Raw genomic sequence first — 16,737 nt, 5'->3', positions numbered from 1 at the left:
GCGGCGGCAGGATACAAAACCGGGGATTTTACCGGGTTCGTGGCGCGCGGCGCCGATTTGCGGGTTCGATCGCCGCACGAGACGTGCGCGGCGTCACGGCGCGGCCGTTCAGGCGGTGCGAATGGCCGCGCCGTGAGGCTGCGCGCGGCACGTGGCGTCCGGCGCAGGGCCGCGCGCCGTGTCGTTCAGTCGAGCTTGGCGACGCTGATGCGCAACGAGGCCGTTTCCGTCGCGCCGGGCGCGAGCATGCGCAGGCCGAGGCCGTTGTGGATGGCGTCGGGCAGGCCGAGCCACGGCTCCACGCAATAGAAATCCGATTCCGGCTTCTCGGTCCAGGTTGTCACCGTGTACCACTCCACCGAACCGGGGCGGTTCAGATCGATGTCGATGCGGCGGTTGCGGCCCGGCATCGTGATGCGCAGCGGGCGGGCCGGCACGCCTTCGAGGCAGTGGAAGCGGTCGAGGATGCGCGCCTCGTCGAGCGTATAGCGCGGCTCGCCGGCGACCGGCGCGCTGATCGAACCGTCTGCTTCCTGGAAGCGGCGCTGCGTCGGCGGCAGCTCGATCGAGGTTTGCGCGCGCTCGCCGTGCGGCAGCGCGAAGTAGAAGTGATGGCCGGCGTAGTAGGGCAACGGGGCGTCGCCGAGGTTGCGCGTGGTCAATTCGACGTCGAGCGTGTTCGCGTCGGCGAACTGATAGCGCGCATCGAAGCGGAACGCGAACGGGTAGCCGTCGCGCGTTGCGTCGCTCGATTCGAGCGTCATGTCGATGCCGCGGCCGTCCGCATCCACGTGCGCCGCGAACGGCAGGTCGCGCGCGAAGCCGTGCATCGGCAGGTCGCGCACCACGCCCGCCGCGTCGCGCCAGCGGCCGACTGTATTGCCGACACGATGCCGGCCCAGAAACGGGAACAGCAGCGGGTTGCCGCCGCGCACCTTGGCCGGCGCGCTCCAGTCGGCCTGCTCGGGCCAGAAGATGACCGGCTCGCCATCGATATCCCACGACAGGAGACGGCCGCCGGCTTGCGGCGCGATGCGCAGCCGCGACGGGCCATCGACGAGTTCGATGATGTCCTGCTGCTGGAAGATGGGCATGGTGTCCTTCGATCGGCGTCAACACAACGGGCGGACAGCATAGCGGACGCCGCGCGCTTGCGCGAGTGGCGAGGGCGCGCGAACCGCAGCGGGTTATCGGCAAAAATCGGAAAAACTTGCCTAGGGGAAACCCATGTGGGGAAATTGCGGGTGGCAGTCTGTCGGTTTGACCGCATAATTGTGTCGACCGGTTACTTTTCGTTACACCGCATTCGAATCAGGAGTCAGCAGCATGGATCTGGCAATGGCAATGGGAATCGCCCTGTTCGGCATGTTCACCGGCAGCACGCTGCTGTTTTTCTACCAGCTCGGCCGCTGATGCCAAAACCGCTGCGGGCCAGCCTCCGCAGCGCTTCCAGGCCCGCCGTCCTCCGGACCGCGGGCCTTTTTGTTTCTGGGTGTATTTCAATTTCCTGACAATTTTGACGGTTCCGTCGATGAAAGCCGCGAAGTGCGGCCCGGCGACTTGGCGCACGGAATGCTGCTGTGCATAATCAGTGCGCTGCCGGATTCTCCATCCGGTGTATCGAGCGCTTTTCCCATTCATCATCGACAAAAGGACCGACGCGTGAGCCTCTGGTTTCTGGTATTTCTGAGCGTCCTGCAGGGCGTGACCGAACTTTTCCCCGTCAGCAGCCTGGGTCACACGCTGCTGGTGCCCGCATTGATCGGCATGCATATCGACAAGCATGCGCCGCAACTGCTGCCGTTCCTTGTTGCACTGCACCTCGGTACCGCGATCGCATTGCTCTGGTATTTCCGCAAGCGTTGGTGCGCGCTCGTGCGGGGCTTCTTCGCCTCGTTCGCCGGCCGTCCCAACGACGACGCGCACATGATGTGGGCGCTGATCATCGGCACGATTCCGGCCGGGCTGGTGGGGCTGTTGCTCGAGAAGAAGATCGAGCACGTGTTCCATGACCTGCGGATCGTGGCCGGCGCGCTGATCGTCAACGGCGTGCTGTTGTGGTGGGGCGATCGCCTCCAGCGTTCGCGCGCGCATCGTGCGCCGGAGCGGCTCGGTTTTGGCCGCGCGTTTCTGGTCGGGCTGGCGCAGGTTGGCGCGTTGATCCCGGGTTTTTCGCGCAGCGGGCTGACGATGATCGCCGGCAATGCCGCCGGGCTGACGACCGAAAAGGCCGCCGAATTTTCGTTCCTGCTTGGCACGCCGATCATTCTGGCGGCCGGCGTGCTCGAACTGCCGAAGCTGTTTCATGCGCCGGATCAACTGGCCGATGCCGCGCTGGGCGGTGTGCTGACGGCGATTGCCGCTTATCTGAGCATTCGTTTCCTGATGCGCTATTTCGAAGGGCGCGGGCGTCTCGCGTCGTTCGGCGTGTATTGCGTGCTGGCGGGGCTGTTCTGCCTCGGTTGGTTCGCGTTCCATGCGCAGCCGGTCTGATTTGACCTTGCCCGGTTTGGGCTGGTCGCGCGGTAGCGATCGGGTATAATCTTTGGCTCGGAATTCGTCGGGGGCGCGGGGTTGGCGCTTCGCTCGGGGGTTCCGATTCGAGGTGACGAGCGGTGCGTTCCGGTGGTGTTGGCGTTTGGGCCGGGATGTGCGGTGGTTGCTTCGCTTCTTTCTGGCGGTGCCGGTTTCGGCGCCGCCTGTCTCATGACCGCCCTTAGCTCAGACGGATAGAGCAACGGCCTTCTAAGCCGTAGGTCACACGTTCGAATCGTGTAGGGCGGGCCAGTTAAGTCAATGAGTTACGATGCATGGCTTCAAGCTATCGCGCATTGACTTGGTCTCGTGTAACCGCGATGTAACCGGATTCCATCACCGAAGATCCATCTGGATCACTGGGATACGGTACGCTACCGCCTTTGCCACTACGCACTGCCTAGGATGAGCGCCGACGTTGATAAAAACCGCAGTCAGTTAGCCCGCAAGCGAGTGGAGTTTCTCGAGCGGGTCGAATACTACATAAATAAGCGTGCATACTGGACGCCGGCAGAAGGGGTGCTGTTGGTCACGGGCGTCATCCCGCCCCTCGGAAAATGCACGGAGATTCCTGGCGAGGATAGCGATGTCCGCCAACTGGATGATCCCGATGTTCCAGCGACCCCTCGTCAATTACAGTTCGCGACTCGACTGTTGGACGAATATCGCGAGGATGTACGTCACGGGACCATGCCTCGTGACGAGATCGTATCGGATGATTTCCTGAAGTGGTGCAACGCTACAGGCGAAGCTTCTTGGAATGTCCCTAAGCTGCTGGAGTTTATGCGGCATATCTATCCTGCCGGCTCCTACCATCACCATTTCGCGCTCTCGGTAGCCGACGAGTTGGCTGCGCTGAAATTGCTCGCCGCAGCAGGGGAGGAGCAAAAAAAACAATCTACGTCCCAAGAAGAAGTCGTGATGCATCCGGCATCTAACCATGGGCGGCGTGTGTCTCTCTTGGGGAAGAAAAGACAACGCGATCTAGATCATTTAATTGCGGAGGCCATTATTGCGGCCGCCTCTGATGCAACCAAGCAAGTATGGTTAAAGCTTAAGGACATGGCGCATGCCGAAATCCCCCCATTCACCGGTCGCGTCGAAACTTACCAGACAAAAAAGGCGACCGTGCATGGCCTTATCTATAAAACCAACGTCGTACAGAAAGATGGAACGATGATGGGCCATCTGACAGAAGGTGCGCTTGACGCCCGCTTGCGTAGGCTGCGCGCAAAGCAAAAGGTCAACAGCTGACAAAGGATTCCGTCGATAACCGTCGATAAGCGACGGTTATCGACGCCCTGGTTCAGCATCTGTTTCTCTAGTCGGATCATGGCGTCACGTTGATCGGGGGCGATCAACGTGGCGCATGGGCCCGCATCTCGGCCCACGAGGAACAGAGATGTCCAATAGTCCGAATCATTCAGTCGAACACACTGCGTATCCGTGGCAAACCAAGACGTTTGCCGCGCAGAACCATATCGAGGAGCAAACCGCTCGCAAGCGCTACAGCCAGACGGGTAGCTACTTCGGAGTCGTGCCACAGAAGCATGCGAATGGCCGTCTTCGCTGGCCTGCCGTGATCGTTACCAAGCGAGATGGTGTAGTGGCTGCCAATGACGCATTTGTCAACACCAGCAATAGCGAGGTGGCGCAATGATCGGCATCGCCACCAACAAAGTTTGCATGGTAGTTCTCCTCGATGGACAGGAGGCCGCATGATGTTCGGCAATTCTGTTCTGCTGTGTGCACTATCGAAGAAGCAACGTGCTTTGGTCGAGGCTGTAGCTCGCACCGAGACGTTCGCTACGATTTTCGCAGGCGTTATTGATACGCATACCGCGAACGCTGTTGCTCCATGCACTAAGGTCAAATGGAATGGTCAGCAAATCGGGCTTACGGCCTACATTGGAATCGGTGGTGATTCCGGTGTTGGAAAGTCTCCAGCAGGGAAGCCGTCCATGACTCACCGTAGCGGCCTCATTGCCGCGCACGATACGGAGACGCTCGCTGCATGGCAAGAACACAAAGGTCGCATGACGGCGTGGCACGCCCAGTATGCGGGCACCCAGAGTGCGATCGCCAAGCTAGCGAGCAAGGGGCTTCCCCCTAACGATGCTTTCGTCAGTCGGTTGGTCGAGCTTGAACAAAGTCGCCCTAAAGCCCCGCCGTCGCCGCCTCGCACCCTTGAGCGGTTTTCGTTTGCTGCTGTGAAAGAGCAGACAGACCAGAATCGTGCGTTTTTGATCGCCCCGGATGAGGGCAGTGCCTTCTTGCCTGAGCTGGGGAAGGATCTGATCGGTTTGCTGTGTTCGAGCTGGAGTGGCATCCCGATCAGTTTCGCGCGTCACTGCACGGGCGTAGCGATGGTCGATCCAAAGATTGCGATGGTCGTGCCAATTCAGCCGGACCGACTCCTAGCCTTTTTGCGCACACCTCAGGGAAGGCATGCACTCGAAATTGGTTTCTTTGCTCGTTTTTTCTGGTATTTCACGGATCGATCAATAGTTGAGCCTGCTCCTACAGACCTGCCTGATGTCCTTGCGCTCGCCGAAATGCAGGAGTTTCTCGGGCGCTGTGAACACTACTTCCACGAGCAAATACGTTTGCAACAAATGGGCTGGGAGGGGCAAAAGATCCTGACGTTCTCGCCCCTAGCAGGCCGCGCACTTGAGAGAGCCGATCGTCGTATCGGAAGTATCCGGTTGGAGGGAGCAAGTTCGAGTGAGATGGCCAGCCTGAACAAGCTGCATGAGCAAATTATCCGCCACGCGGCGAGGCACCACGAGTTTGAGGGTGAAGAAGGTCTCATTACGGCTGAACGAGTCGAATGTGCGGAAGAAATTGCCCTGTGGAGCTATGAAAATTTTTCCCGGCTGATCAACTCGGAGGAGCAAGCGCTCTCGCGGATCGATGAGGATGCAGGTCGACTGCACGAGCTTTTGTTCCGTGATCTGCGTGTGCGCGACAAGATCTCAGAGGATCTTCTGCGTGAGCGGGCTTTCAATGCCGGTATGGCGACTGCAGGGCAGTTCAAGAAGGCATTGGCGAAGCTCTGCGCTCAGGAGGAGGTGTGGGTGAAGGGCGGAATGGTTCATCTGAATCGACGCGATAGTGTAGGGCATCTCCTTGGACGAGGTGGTGTTCACTGAGTCTCCTTCTGCTACAAAGAAATCGGTATGTTTGGGGATATCCTTAAACAGCCTCAAAACATAATGAAAGCAAGGGATTTGTCGATGTATCGTCGGCGAGCTCCCTGCTTCATTGTGTTGGAATTATTTTGGTATATGAACGGGGTTAATAATTAACTCTGCATATCTATAGAGAAATTAAGATAATTAAATATGAATGACTATCATCTCTATGATGAGGATGATGATCGGCAAGATCATCGTGCAGCAATTAATCGTTCAGATGAGCATGACGATGACATGAGATTGACCATGGCGACTGTGTCAGCAGTCGTCAATCAGGTACGAAGTATAGATGGGCAGTCCTATCAGCTAAATGCAGCAGACCTGCATTCCTTGATCGACTTCATGGAGAAGTTGCTCCGTGGTAGCTCGCTACCCTATAGGTACAGAAGAGATGGGAGCGTAATCGTGTTGAAGATGGCCGACGATATAAAGAGACTGTCAGCGTACGCCCGCATTCACGATCCGTCTCTATCGTATTCACCAGATTTGGAGTTCTTCTTTGAACGGTACCGTCAGCACCAGATCAGCAACTACACACATGTGGATTGGACGGATGAGGATGGTCATGGAGTCGACCCGCTGCATGCGAAGATGGCGATTGACTTCATAGCGACAATGCTTGAAGAGGCGCGGAGGGTCAAGCTCAAGAAGCGAATTAGCGATTGGAAAAGCAACGGCAAGCACAATCTCGCATACCTTCGCCGTTACTTGGAAAACCTGTTTGAAAGATATGCAAGGCTCATGTTCGTCGACATGGTGCTCGAATACCACAAGACCGCATGTGCTGATGTTACCGAAGCGATAGAGCGTCGTGATGCCATGCAAAATCGTGCTGAACGTGAACATGAAGCTTTCATGAACGGTACCGAGCACCACGAAGAGAATCCTCGATGGATCAGCCTCGTCGAGCTCAAAGCTGACTGGGAGCGTCTGTGCGGGAACATGAAAGGCAAGCGCTCGATATTCAGGCACATCGTCGGTCATGTGGGCCGCATTGAGTATTCACGAGATGGTGGGCATCACCTGCACATATGCTTCATATTTAATGGCTCGGAGGTGCAGGACGATGTGGGGTATTCGCTCAAGATCGCGAACTACTGGAATGACATTATTACGGAGGGACGTGGGTACGCCTTCAGCTGCAACCTGAAGGCTGCTCGGGGAGGGTATCGCTACGTGGGGGTTGGCATGATCGATCACTACGATACGGAAAAGCGCAAGCATCTGTGGACGGCATTGAGCTATTTTGCGAAAGCTACGCAGCTGGTTCGCATCAAGCATGCAGGCAAGTTAAAGATGTTCCTGCACGGTAAGATTAAGGAGCTAACGGGACCCAAACGTGGTCGTCCCCGCACGCGCGGCATTGAATCTGCATCAGACGATTCTTGCGATATTTGAAGTAATTGTGTGAAAAAAATGACTTGGTCCGCGCTCGTGGTATCCCGAACAATCCGCAAGATACGTGCGCACTTGGAGGATTGTTCGGGATGCGCGTGAGACTGGTGGGATTTGGTGAATTTGTTACGAAAATTGTAATTTCTAAATTTGAGTGAAGACGATCCGTATATCCAGTTTGAATGTAAATGAAACCCCCTGTGCAACCGAATATGAACCGAGAATCCAGTGCATCAAAATCCCTCGCGCAATACGACCTGCATGCAAGCCGATATTGAAGAGCTACGCAAGTTGCTGTCTAACCATCATGCAGACCCTCGAAAGCAGCGTTTTCGCGACATGTACGACACCATTCAGGAGTTGATTGGAGGAGGTGTATCGAATGCGGCAATCATCAAAAAGCTGAAAGATATGGGCTTGGGGCTCGCTCCGGTCACGTTCAAGAGCTGGCTCGCTGAAATACAGCGAGAGCGTGATGGCGCAGCAGCAGGTAATCATCAGGGATGACGGAGCATCGCGAGTGCGAGGGGCCATGCAATGTGCTACAGCTGAACGCGTTATGACTTGACTCAAAGCCTTGAGCGTTTTCGGTGAGATCGGTTTGGGGGTTGGGATCGGAAGCGAGCTGTCCTCGTGGAGCAGCCCCCGCCAATACTGTTCACGGTCGTCATCTCGTTTTTCTGCGTGATATGGCCTCCTGCCCGTGTAGCGACGGGGGCTAGCGTTCAAGTAGATCACACACCATCGGTTGATCGAGACAATAGATGTTCTTACCCAAGCAGATGCGCCGGAGCTAGGCTCTTCGATCAAATTTTTGCGTTGCTCTTGAGAAAGTCAAACGCTGGTGTCTGTGGTAATGAATGCAGTGTCGCATTGATGAATTCTCGGGCTACGCGCACACCCCAAGTCGCTACCTCTTCGGTGTCGATAAGCCCCAACCAACCTGATCTGTTCGAATCAGTGATGTCGATCTTGAAGATATCTTTCAACTCCGCCAAGGACGGGGGCAATGCGTCAGGTCCATTCATCAACGCTCCTTCGTTATCGAATATAAACGCTGACCCATGCCTATGTACAATCGAATTTCGCAACTCGAAGAGCTCTCCTACTCCAAGCGGAAGCGTTGATTTCCAGGCCGCTTTCTGCGCTTTCGTTGCCTTTTTGGGATTGCGATCCTCACCTTGGAGAAATCCGTCCAGCACATAGTACAGGTCGAGTCCCGACGATTTGTATTCGCTAAGTTTGCCAAAGGCGGTGGCGATCGATTCTTCCAGCGCGTTTAGAGGGGGGATTTTTGAGAAAGTGTATGCAGCCTGTTTTTGGCCAAAGAGATTGGGGGCCTCCTGAGAGCTATCGCGAACACTATTCACGAAATCTCTTCGGGCGACCAACGACAGAGCGATATCGCCAAATAGTGCTTCTATTGCAGCAGCACACAAAATTACGCACGCTACGCCTCGTCCCATTCGACATTCGTTTTCGGCCAGATCAAACATGTAGCTTGAGTGAAAGTGTACAAATGCTTGTTTTGGGTGAGTTGTCATTGTTTCAATGTATAGATGTACGGATGAGGGCCCAGGAATCAGCGCCGGATAAGCATCTTACGACCAGACATGAGCACATGGAACACACTGGCATATGACGAACCGAACAATATCTTGACCTTGGCAGACGAGCAAGCGTTTGGCCGAATTAACGGCATATTCTCGCAAATTTTTAACTCGGGCAAGCTCCTGTTTCGTTTTACGGTTTGAGATCCTCGTTGACGTTGCAGTCGTTCGTTTGGCGATACGTGGCGCCGCCGGTCTCCGAGGATAGAATAAGATGCCGGGTCTCGTTGACGCGGCATCCATGTATCGCTCGAGCTAGATGGCAGGCTCAGACGGGAGCTAAACCACACTGACTGCGCCACTCACTCAGCACGTCGTAGTATCCGAGTGCATTACCTGACGGAATGCTTTCAGCTTCGCGTCATTGCAAGTCTGACCGCCTTTGGCCAGCTTCTTCGATTTCGCTGTAGCTGCCTGCAGCGCCGGCCCAGGCGGAATGAGCGGATAGAGCTTGCTCTTGCTGTCGAACATGATGATCATCCTGCTACTGTTCAACCGGGAAGAGACCTTCACGGCTAGTACGTCGGAATGCCATGTGAATAAAATCTCCTTGCTGGTGAACCATATGAACTTCGGGTTCATTGCACACGACGCGCCGTTAGAGATCGCAAGCGAGAACAAGAAATCCTCCCCGATAGTTCTGGTTGGTGAGAATGCGGAAATTCTCGCTGGCATAGCCCTTCACGCGAGGCATCTCGCCCTCGTAACCGACGACGTGTGGCCTCGTCCTCGTAGACAACGACCTTGTTGTTGACGAGGCCGAGTTGCTGCAACCGCACATGTGCCTGTGTGGCTCCTAATGCGCTCATCGCGATGGTCAGCAGATATGATTGCTTGCGACTCCAAACAGTGATAACACTGTCGCCGATTGGGCGAAACTGCTTGGCACTGAGAAGTGTTAATTGCAAAATTGCGAACGCTGTTATCGCATCCTCCGACATTAATGGTTGTTCGATTGGCTTTAGGAAATAAGCATGGATCTGCAAGAGGACGACGCGCTCGTCGCAGCGGCCAACCAGGTGTTGGCCGCTCATCGGGACGACCCGAATTATCGCAAGTGGACGCAGGCTTTGGCAGCGCATATCGACAAGGTGCAGCAGGCGGACAAAGATGTGTTCCGATCCGAGGGATTCCAGCAGACTCTATGGGATAGCGAAGCAATTTCGGCGACCGGTCAAGGCTTCATTGCTACGCAACCATTCTGGACCGACAGCGCGATCGTTGATCGCCTATGGACGGTTCGGAATCAGGATGCCTCACTCGACCGGGAAGCTTTTACGCGGGAACTACAACGGTTGTGGGACGAGGTTGCAAAATTTATCCAGCAAACGGGATCCCGGGTGCCGCGGCTCAAGCTCGCGCGCGTATTTGCCGCTCTGCAGCCGCGGCACTTCACCAGTCTGGCCGACGGGAAGGTCCTCGATGGTCTTGGCAAGGCTATGCACGTTGGCAGACTCGGGGAAGGTCGCGCGATGTTGAATCAGCGTATTCTCGACCGGCTCGACAGCGTCTGGTCGCGTATCAATATGCCGCCGGACGAGCCGCCGGAACTGACGCGTATGAAGTTGCCATGGCTTCTCTTCAAGCGAAAGATCGCTCGGATAGACGATGAGGTCACAACGGATAGTGGCGCCGCCGCAGGAGAAGGCCAGTTGCGGCCATTGCCGGCAAGCCGGCGTCGTCGCGGCATGCTTGCCATTGGCGGGTCGATTCCGTCGGTACTCGCCATGCTTCAGTTCGTCAAAGATGGTTGTTCGCGCGAGGACTTCCGGGAGCATGTGCGAGCGGTCAATCCAAAGTTGTCGCCAAATTCTGTTAACACAAACATCAATGCGCTGATAGCGGAATGGGGTGTGCTGGCTGCCGACGGCAACAGCCTCAAGCTGACCTCGCGGGGGATGGCGTTTCTCGAGTCTGGTGATCCGGACGATGTGTCGGATTGGCTGTTGACACAGATTCTTGGCTTCGACAACGTGCTTTATCTGCTGAGTCAAAAGCCCCGTGAGCAGAATACCTTGATCTCGGATCTCCAGCAGGTCAACCCCGGCTGGAAGACTAACTTCGCGCCGACTGCATTGATCGGTTGGTTGCGTGCAATGGATCTGATTGAGTTCACTGCTGGCAGGAGGTTAGCGCTGACGGCTCGGGGCAAGGAATGGGCGGGCCGAATCCACTGGGAGCCTGGTCAGCTGGTGGCGGCACTCACTCCGAGCGAGCCGGTGCCTTCCTTGGCTGACCGCGGCTCGACTCTCGTCTTGGAACGGACGAGCGTCGACAAAATTCTGGCGCAGTTCCCTGAGACGCTGGTGTTTAATCGAGTACTTGTTGCTCAGTTGGACGCCGCGCTGTGGAGTCACGAGCGGCGCCATCTCGCCGTGCTGAGCGGTCTTAGCGGATCCGGCAAGACGCAGTTGGCGCGAAGCTATGGGCACGCGCTGCGAGGCCAACCGTCATCGGCTGCCGCGGGTGGTGTCTACGTCCTGCCTGTGCAGCCCGGTTGGCACGATCCTAGTCCGCTGCTGGGATACGTGAATCCGCTAAACACTGAACGGTATGTACGCACGAGCTTTCTGAACTTTCTCCTGGATGCGGTGCGCGATCCTGAGCGACCTTATACAGTGGTGCTCGACGAAATGAACCTATCGCATCCGGAGCAGTATCTGGCGCCTCTGCTGTCGGCAATGGAGACGGGAGATCAAATTGAGCTGCATGCCCAGGATGACGATGTCGATGAGATTCCGCCGAGCGTGGCCTACCCGTCTAACCTCCTGATTATCGGAACGGTCAATATGGACGAGACGACCCATGGCCTGAGCGACAAGGTTCTAGATCGTGCATCGGTCATCGAATTCTGGGACATCGACACGAATGCATATCCTGGCTGGGGAAGCTCCGGTCTTGACGCTGGCCACACTGCAGTTCTGCAAGAGATTCTCAAGGAGTTGAGCGCAGTACTTCGGCCGGTGCGCCTACATTTCGGCTGGCGTACGATCGGTGACGTGATCGGATACGTGCGGGCTGCGCTTGCAGGCGGTGCCATCGGTTTCCGGCAGGCGATTGACCATGCCGTGTATGGGAAGATCCTTCCAAAGCTACGCGGAGAGGATAACTCTCGTCTGCGCACAGCATTGATTGAGACGAGAAAGTTACTAGAGGCGCACCAACTGCCAATGTCGCAAGAGAAGGTAGCTCAGCTGTCCGACGATCTCACCCGACTGGGCAGTGCCCGCTTCTGGCGCTGACACGGATGCTCTTGATCGAGGAGCCCGCGGGGCGTCTGTGGGAAGTGCCGCCCGGTGGCGTTGCTACAGGATTCGTCGAGAGAGGTGTCTACTCGTTTCGGGTAGCGACGTCCGATGCCGTCTTCGTTCTGGTCGACGAAATCCCCCTCGATCGCCGGCTTGGTCAGCAGGCATGGGTTTGGGCGCCAGGCTTCTATGCTGGTAGGGTGGACGCGGAGGTATTGGATAGCACCGGCAGGCTGATCGCTACCTATGGTCTGGACGTGGGGCCTTCACCGAACAAGCTGGGCCAACCTCAATTTCTATGTATGGTTAGCGAAATCCTCAACGTCATGCCGTCTATGCTGTTGGGTGATGGCGCGATGTCGTCTCGCTTTGGGCGAGATGGCGATGTTGGTTCCGTCGAGGTGGCCTATGCCCGGATGCGTCGCTATGGCAGCTCATGCCTTGCCGCCTTGCGCGCCGTCTGTCGACACTCGCTGATGAGCTCACATCAGGAACGACGCACCGTGCAGCCGCACCAGGTCCGGCGATTGGATGTCCGAACGGTGCGTGATCTCTGCCGTACACCGGTAGCAGGCCAACTACTTGGATCAGACTCGGGCGATCTCATTGACCTGAGCCGGGTGACGGTGCCCCACGTAGAGTCGACCTTCGATCACGCGGCCAACCGTGCGATTGCGGTCATGTTGGAGCGCTTGCTTGCCCGCGCGGCAGCACTTGGTGAGCAGTTCACCGATATGGTCGGCCGACAGGACGAACGGCTGTCGACCAGAGTGTCGCGTCGTCTGCGGGTGTTGGCTGCGTTCACCGATGGAGTGCGCGGTATCCGGCGAACTCCGATATTTCGCGCTGTGACGCGCCCGGAGGTTTCCTCTGCAGGCCTCAACGCGATCTCTGCACAACCTGACTATGCCCGTGCATTCCAGTTGGCGTGGAAGACCTTGAATTCGGGCGTGCTAGGCGAGGCCGAGGATGACCCACTGCCCATGGGACCCACATGGCAGATCTACGAGCGCTGGTGCTTCGTGCGAACTTGGCAGTTGCTGCAGGAGATCGCACCGGAAGCCGGATGGAAGTTCGTCACCGGTGACCCCGCTCTTGTTCGACCCCGGGTACATGGCTGTTTGAACGGAGATACCGTGATCCTTCATTTACAGCCGACGTTTCAGGCTTGGGACCAGGCAAGCGCGCGGGGATTCAAAAGTCTTTCACGGCAGCGCGAGCCGGATATCGTTCTCACGATCGAGTCGTCGCAGGGTAGACGCTTCCTTGTGCTCGACGCGAAATATCGGGCCAGTCGGGCCAATGTCCTCGACGCTATGCAGTCGGCCCACATCTATCAGGACAGCCTGACATGGCACGGCGAACGTCCTTGGGGTAGTTTTCTGCTCCTTCCACGGAGCGGCGCTGTTGACTGGTTGGCAGAGAGTGCATTCCAGGAAGCTTTCGGCGTTGGGACATTTGAACTGGCACCGGACAATGACGTATCGGCCCTCGTCGCGTGCCTGAGACGTTTCCTGCTGGGCTGACCGGGGGCGGACGGTGCTCCTTTCCCGTGGTATGCGCGATGTCTTGATCGACGCCACGATAATATCCAGGGTAGTCGTTTTGGTCGTCGCGGAATTTCTGCTGCCAGAACGCGGCAAGGAATAGAGGCAGTTGTTGCAACATATCGAGCAACCTGAATCGTTGCGGAGCGTTCTCTACCGAGCCGTCTAGGACGTTTCAATTGGCGCCTTAGTCAGTTTGACGACCTCTTGCAAGAATTCGCGAAGGTGCTCAACTTTCGTTGCGATGAGGTAATCACTATTGCTGACTCTGGGCATTAGCGAGCTGTTTTTCGAGTTGCTCGGGACTCTCGATACTCCCGGCGGTCTGGTCGAGGCCATGGAAATAGCCATGGAAATCGTGCTACGTATCGCTGATCTTCTGATGACGGAATGCGGAAAGCAGCGCTGCCCAGTTCTGAAACTCGCAGCGGTATTCCACGATCTTCCAGTTCGTGTCGTCCTTGAACGTGCCTCAGCTAAATACAACCGTCCCGAGCGAGGAATGGCTTCGGCGCTTCAACGTATCCGATGACGAGATCAATAGCTATTGGCTCAAGCTGCACGAGACGCCGAAGCTCACGTGATAAAAACGCGGCCAGTGCATGTCAGAGCGACCTGTCGTGTTTGCCGGATACCATCGTAAGTCGTCGACACAAGGCTGTCCGGTCTGCAATTCGGATAAAAAAATAACGCTACCTTCCGCGTGAGAGGTAGGTAGCTTGTGGAACGCTGTATTGTTGATCAGGATGCCGATGGCCATTGAGCGGGTGCAATGTTATCGGGGACATCAAGCGCATAGTGAACATGATCGTCACCTCTATGGCTGATCAAATCTCCCATCGTTCTTTGCCAATCTTTGTTGCGTCGAACGGTGCTGCCATCCTGTTTGGTCAGCTCGACGCCTGACCACGCCGGCACGATCGAATCATCACGCACAAACCACTGGAACACCTCGGTCGTCTTCGTCACACCGCCGTATGCCCCATCAATCTGCGCCAGCGCGTCTTTCTCTTGTTGCTCGAAGCGGGCGCGTTCTTGAGGCAAGCTGGTGAGCGTGTTTTGTGCGTCAGCAAGATGCTGCTGTGCTTGTTCGGCGGCGCGTTGTGCCCCTTCGATGTCGCCTTGATTAACCATGGCTTGACGAAGCGCACTGGGGTCGCCTGCTGCGGCCGCGCTCGACTTTGCGGCATCGGCTTGCGACTGCATCTGCGCGAGTTTACTTTGAGCGTCGACCAATGCCTTTTCCCAAAATTCTGGGCTTTGCTCGGCTTGCTCGGTAGTTTGATCAAGGCCGCGCAGGTATCCCTGGAAGTCGTTCTGCGTATCGAGGATTTTCTTCTGGCGATACGCGGCAATCAATGCTGCGCCATCTTTCAGGTCACACCGATATTCCACGACCGATCGCCCTGAGTCGTCCTTGAAGATGTGCCACTCGTCGCGTTCGCACGAGCTGCGATTCGACAATGCGGTCTCGTAGGTGTGGGTGGGATCTTGCGGAACAGTGGACTTCTTGACCGTGTCGACTTCGGAGTGGCCGCAGGCCGCCAGCGCGGCGCAAATAGCAACGACCAGCCCGAGGCGAATGAGATTTTTGTTCATGGATTGAAGGTGGATTGTTTTTAGGGTGGATCTGGCAGCACGAGATCGATCGCCAGACGAAGAAAAGCGCAGCGAGCCGGAATGATCGGCAGCTGCGCCATCAAGGAAACGCGCCGCTCTCGTGGAAACAAGGCGGCGAGCTGAACATTACTGAGACAGTCCAATCGTCACGTACTTGGTGTCCGCATCAAACGTCAACGGATCATCGTTCGCACCAGGTGTCGTCGTGCTGTTGACAGTGATGTAGACGTACTGCGTCACGCCGTTGGCGACGTACTTGTACGCCTTGGCGCGCTTGACCGAGTGATTAGCCGAGTCAGCGAGGCCAGTGGTCGAAAACGCCTGTGCGATGTTGGCGACGGGCGCGTCTTGACTGCCGTCCGTGCTGGTGAAGGTCATGGCTCCCGTTCCATCCGAAGTCTGTTGGAAGGAGGTCGTGCCCGACTGCACGCAGTCTTCGTACTCGCTGAACGTCCGGCCATTCAGCTCGCTAGGACTGAGCACCTCGGTCAGGTCGCTCGATAAATAGACATACTGCCCGGGGTGGTTCGCGATGACGCCACCGATGCCGTTCGACGTGCAAAGCTCGCCGATTCGATTCCCCAGCAGACTGACAACGCCAGAGAAATTCGTCGTGTTTGAAAGTGCCGTGATGTTGCCTGCGGTATCGACGGTTGCCGCTGAGGTCAGCGAGCCGCGCGCGATGTCGGGAACGGACAGCCCGTAGCTACCATCCAGGTTTTGCGCCAAGCCGATCTGGAGGCTGGTCAGGCCCGGTGTCGTGTAGGCAGTCGCGGCAGTTGCCGCCTGTGTCAGGGCGCTACCAGCGGCCGATTTACCTTCCGCATCTGCTTGCGACAAACCCGACGCGATCAGTGCAGCACTGTAGACCTCAAGCACATCGTCGCCCGCATCGCCCTTGGTCGCGGTAAATGTGGACGTGAGCGGATCGAAGCCCGTCGGCAACGTCGGTTTGCCCGGCAACGTTGCAAGCTGCGTCACGAGCGTGGCCGTTGCGTCTGCCAGATTGGTCGACGTGATCAATCCGGCCAAGTCGCCACCGCGGACATTGGCGAACCAGGTGCCCGGGTCTTGTTTGGTCAGGGCTGCAACTATCAAGTCTGCCAGCGGTGTGACGTTGGTATTGCCGGGTGCTGCTGCTACGGAGTACAGCGGGACGGTCATCGTTTTGCCGTTGGCCTGTCCGCCCGTCGCACGCACCGCGCAGGGATAATCGCTGGCATTGAGCGAAACGCTCCAAGTGCCGTCAGCGCTGGTCGTGGCTGAAGCAGTCGCGCCCGAAGCGCACTTGAATTGCACGGTCGCGCCTGAGATGGGCGATCCGGTGGCGGCTGTCCCGGTCGTCTTGACCGACGTCGCGGTGCTACCGGTGGCGGGTGTGGAACTTCCGCCTCCGCCACCGCATGCCACGAGCGAGGCACACATCGCCGCGCCGAGCGCGAGATTCGTGATCCCCGTGTTGAACGTATTCTTCCCCATTTTGCGTGTTCTCTCGTTAATTTGAGTTCGATTGCGGAATGTGAGGGGCAGGGCCTTCTGCTCCTCGGTCTTATGGCCGGCCTACGGTTCGGCCTGGATCGTTGCC

15 protein-coding genes and 1 tRNA gene are annotated in these 16,737 nt (G+C 57.1%); 10 read left to right on the top strand and 6 right to left on the bottom strand.

Translation table 11 applies throughout. The annotated features are described in order from the left end of the window. Positions 1-185: 185 nt before the first annotated feature. Positions 186-1,094, bottom strand: a complete 909-nt coding sequence (locus AB4851_RS28855; protein ID WP_414449816.1) for an aldose epimerase — start codon at positions 1,092-1,094, stop codon at positions 186-188. 217 nt (positions 1,095-1,311) lie between these two features. Beyond that, a complete protein-coding gene (locus AB4851_RS28850; RefSeq protein WP_414449815.1) occupies positions 1,312-1,569 on the bottom strand; it encodes a hypothetical protein in 258 nt (85 codons plus the stop codon). 93 nt (positions 1,570-1,662) lie between these two features. Here AB4851_RS28850 and AB4851_RS28845 point away from each other — a divergent pair, with 93 nt between their 5' ends. The 7 genes from AB4851_RS28845 (at position 1,663) to AB4851_RS28815 (ending at position 7,634) form a co-directional block, all read left to right on the top strand. Next, the gene (locus tag AB4851_RS28845; RefSeq protein ID WP_414444638.1) at positions 1,663-2,493 is read left to right on the top strand and encodes an undecaprenyl-diphosphate phosphatase; all 831 of its coding nucleotides are present in this window, start codon (positions 1,663-1,665) and stop codon (positions 2,491-2,493) included. 217 nt (positions 2,494-2,710) lie between these two features. Next, positions 2,711-2,787, top strand: a tRNA-Arg gene (locus tag AB4851_RS28840). A 153-nt stretch (positions 2,788-2,940) separates the two neighbouring features. Further along, positions 2,941-3,789 carry a hypothetical protein gene (locus AB4851_RS28835; RefSeq protein ID WP_414449814.1) on the top strand — a complete coding sequence of 283 codons (849 nt, stop codon included), beginning with the start codon at positions 2,941-2,943 and terminating at the stop codon, positions 3,787-3,789. Between the two features lie 148 nt (positions 3,790-3,937). Continuing rightward, on the top strand, positions 3,938-4,195 hold the full coding sequence (locus tag AB4851_RS28830) for a hypothetical protein (RefSeq protein WP_414449813.1): 258 nt from the start codon (positions 3,938-3,940) through the stop codon (positions 4,193-4,195). A 58-nt stretch (positions 4,196-4,253) separates the two neighbouring features. After that, the gene (locus AB4851_RS28825; RefSeq protein WP_414449812.1) at positions 4,254-5,687 is read left to right on the top strand and encodes a DUF3987 domain-containing protein; all 1,434 of its coding nucleotides are present in this window, start codon (positions 4,254-4,256) and stop codon (positions 5,685-5,687) included. Positions 5,688-5,879: 192 nt separating this feature from the next. After that, a complete protein-coding gene (locus tag AB4851_RS28820; RefSeq protein WP_414449811.1) occupies positions 5,880-7,130 on the top strand; it encodes a hypothetical protein in 1,251 nt (416 codons plus the stop codon). Between the two features lie 258 nt (positions 7,131-7,388). Next, positions 7,389-7,634 (top strand): hypothetical protein, encoded by a 246-nt coding sequence (locus tag AB4851_RS28815; RefSeq protein WP_414449810.1) that lies wholly within the window; start codon positions 7,389-7,391, stop codon positions 7,632-7,634. A gap of 299 nt (positions 7,635-7,933) precedes the next feature. On the opposite strand, the gene AB4851_RS28810 is transcribed toward AB4851_RS28815, so the two are convergent. Together AB4851_RS28810 and AB4851_RS28805 are read right to left on the bottom strand one after the other, a co-directional pair. Continuing rightward, positions 7,934-8,623, bottom strand: a complete 690-nt coding sequence (locus AB4851_RS28810; RefSeq protein ID WP_414449809.1) for a hypothetical protein — start codon at positions 8,621-8,623, stop codon at positions 7,934-7,936. 420 nt (positions 8,624-9,043) lie between these two features. Next, on the bottom strand, positions 9,044-9,208 hold the full coding sequence (locus AB4851_RS28805) for a hypothetical protein (RefSeq protein ID WP_414449808.1): 165 nt from the start codon (positions 9,206-9,208) through the stop codon (positions 9,044-9,046). 503 nt (positions 9,209-9,711) lie between these two features. Between AB4851_RS28805 and AB4851_RS28800 the strand changes: the two genes are divergently transcribed. From AB4851_RS28800 to AB4851_RS28790, 3 genes are all read left to right on the top strand, one after another. Further along, a complete protein-coding gene (locus AB4851_RS28800) occupies positions 9,712-11,979 on the top strand; it encodes an McrB family protein (RefSeq protein WP_414449807.1) in 2,268 nt (755 codons plus the stop codon). A 5-nt stretch (positions 11,980-11,984) separates the two neighbouring features. Then, complete coding sequence (locus tag AB4851_RS28795; RefSeq protein ID WP_414449806.1) at positions 11,985-13,511, top strand: nuclease domain-containing protein; 1,527 nt, start codon at positions 11,985-11,987, stop codon at positions 13,509-13,511. Between the two features lie 280 nt (positions 13,512-13,791). Then, positions 13,792-14,064 (top strand): hypothetical protein, encoded by a 273-nt coding sequence (locus AB4851_RS28790; RefSeq protein ID WP_414449805.1) that lies wholly within the window; start codon positions 13,792-13,794, stop codon positions 14,062-14,064. A 209-nt stretch (positions 14,065-14,273) separates the two neighbouring features. On the opposite strand, the gene AB4851_RS28785 is transcribed toward AB4851_RS28790, so the two are convergent. Next, complete coding sequence (locus AB4851_RS28785) at positions 14,274-15,131, bottom strand: hypothetical protein (protein ID WP_414449804.1); 858 nt, start codon at positions 15,129-15,131, stop codon at positions 14,274-14,276. A 147-nt stretch (positions 15,132-15,278) separates the two neighbouring features. After that, positions 15,279-16,631, bottom strand: a complete 1,353-nt coding sequence (locus AB4851_RS28780; protein ID WP_414449803.1) for a hypothetical protein — start codon at positions 16,629-16,631, stop codon at positions 15,279-15,281. Positions 16,632-16,737 lie beyond the last annotated feature (106 nt).

Source organism: Burkholderia sp. 22PA0099, from assembly GCF_047497165.1.
In the GTDB taxonomy this organism is placed as follows: Bacteria; Pseudomonadota; Gammaproteobacteria; order Burkholderiales; family Burkholderiaceae; genus Burkholderia.
The sequence above is the reverse complement of the archived record's forward strand: the minus strand, read 5'-3'. Positions and strand labels throughout refer to the sequence as shown.

Excerpts from the sequence above, each read along its gene's own strand:
- AB4851_RS28855 (WP_414449816.1), bottom strand. The coding sequence starts at position 1,094 with ATGCCCATCTTCCAGCAGCAGGACATCATCGAACTCGTCGATGGCCCG.
- AB4851_RS28830 (WP_414449813.1), top strand. The coding sequence starts at position 3,938 with ATGTCCAATAGTCCGAATCATTCAGTCGAACACACTGCGTATCCGTGG.
- AB4851_RS28795 (WP_414449806.1), top strand. The coding sequence starts at position 11,985 with ATGCTCTTGATCGAGGAGCCCGCGGGGCGTCTGTGGGAAGTGCCGCCC.
- AB4851_RS28800 (WP_414449807.1), top strand. The coding sequence starts at position 9,712 with ATGGATCTGCAAGAGGACGACGCGCTCGTCGCAGCGGCCAACCAGGTG.
- AB4851_RS28825 (WP_414449812.1), top strand. The coding sequence starts at position 4,254 with ATGATGTTCGGCAATTCTGTTCTGCTGTGTGCACTATCGAAGAAGCAA.
- AB4851_RS28805 (WP_414449808.1), bottom strand. The coding sequence starts at position 9,208 with ATGTTCGACAGCAAGAGCAAGCTCTATCCGCTCATTCCGCCTGGGCCG.
- AB4851_RS28785 (WP_414449804.1), bottom strand. The coding sequence starts at position 15,131 with ATGAACAAAAATCTCATTCGCCTCGGGCTGGTCGTTGCTATTTGCGCC.
- AB4851_RS28815 (WP_414449810.1), top strand. The coding sequence starts at position 7,389 with ATGCAAGCCGATATTGAAGAGCTACGCAAGTTGCTGTCTAACCATCAT.
- AB4851_RS28820 (WP_414449811.1), top strand. The coding sequence starts at position 5,880 with ATGAATGACTATCATCTCTATGATGAGGATGATGATCGGCAAGATCAT.
- AB4851_RS28780 (WP_414449803.1), bottom strand. The coding sequence starts at position 16,631 with ATGGGGAAGAATACGTTCAACACGGGGATCACGAATCTCGCGCTCGGC.
- AB4851_RS28810 (WP_414449809.1), bottom strand. The coding sequence starts at position 8,623 with ATGTTTGATCTGGCCGAAAACGAATGTCGAATGGGACGAGGCGTAGCG.
- AB4851_RS28835 (WP_414449814.1), top strand. The coding sequence starts at position 2,941 with ATGAGCGCCGACGTTGATAAAAACCGCAGTCAGTTAGCCCGCAAGCGA.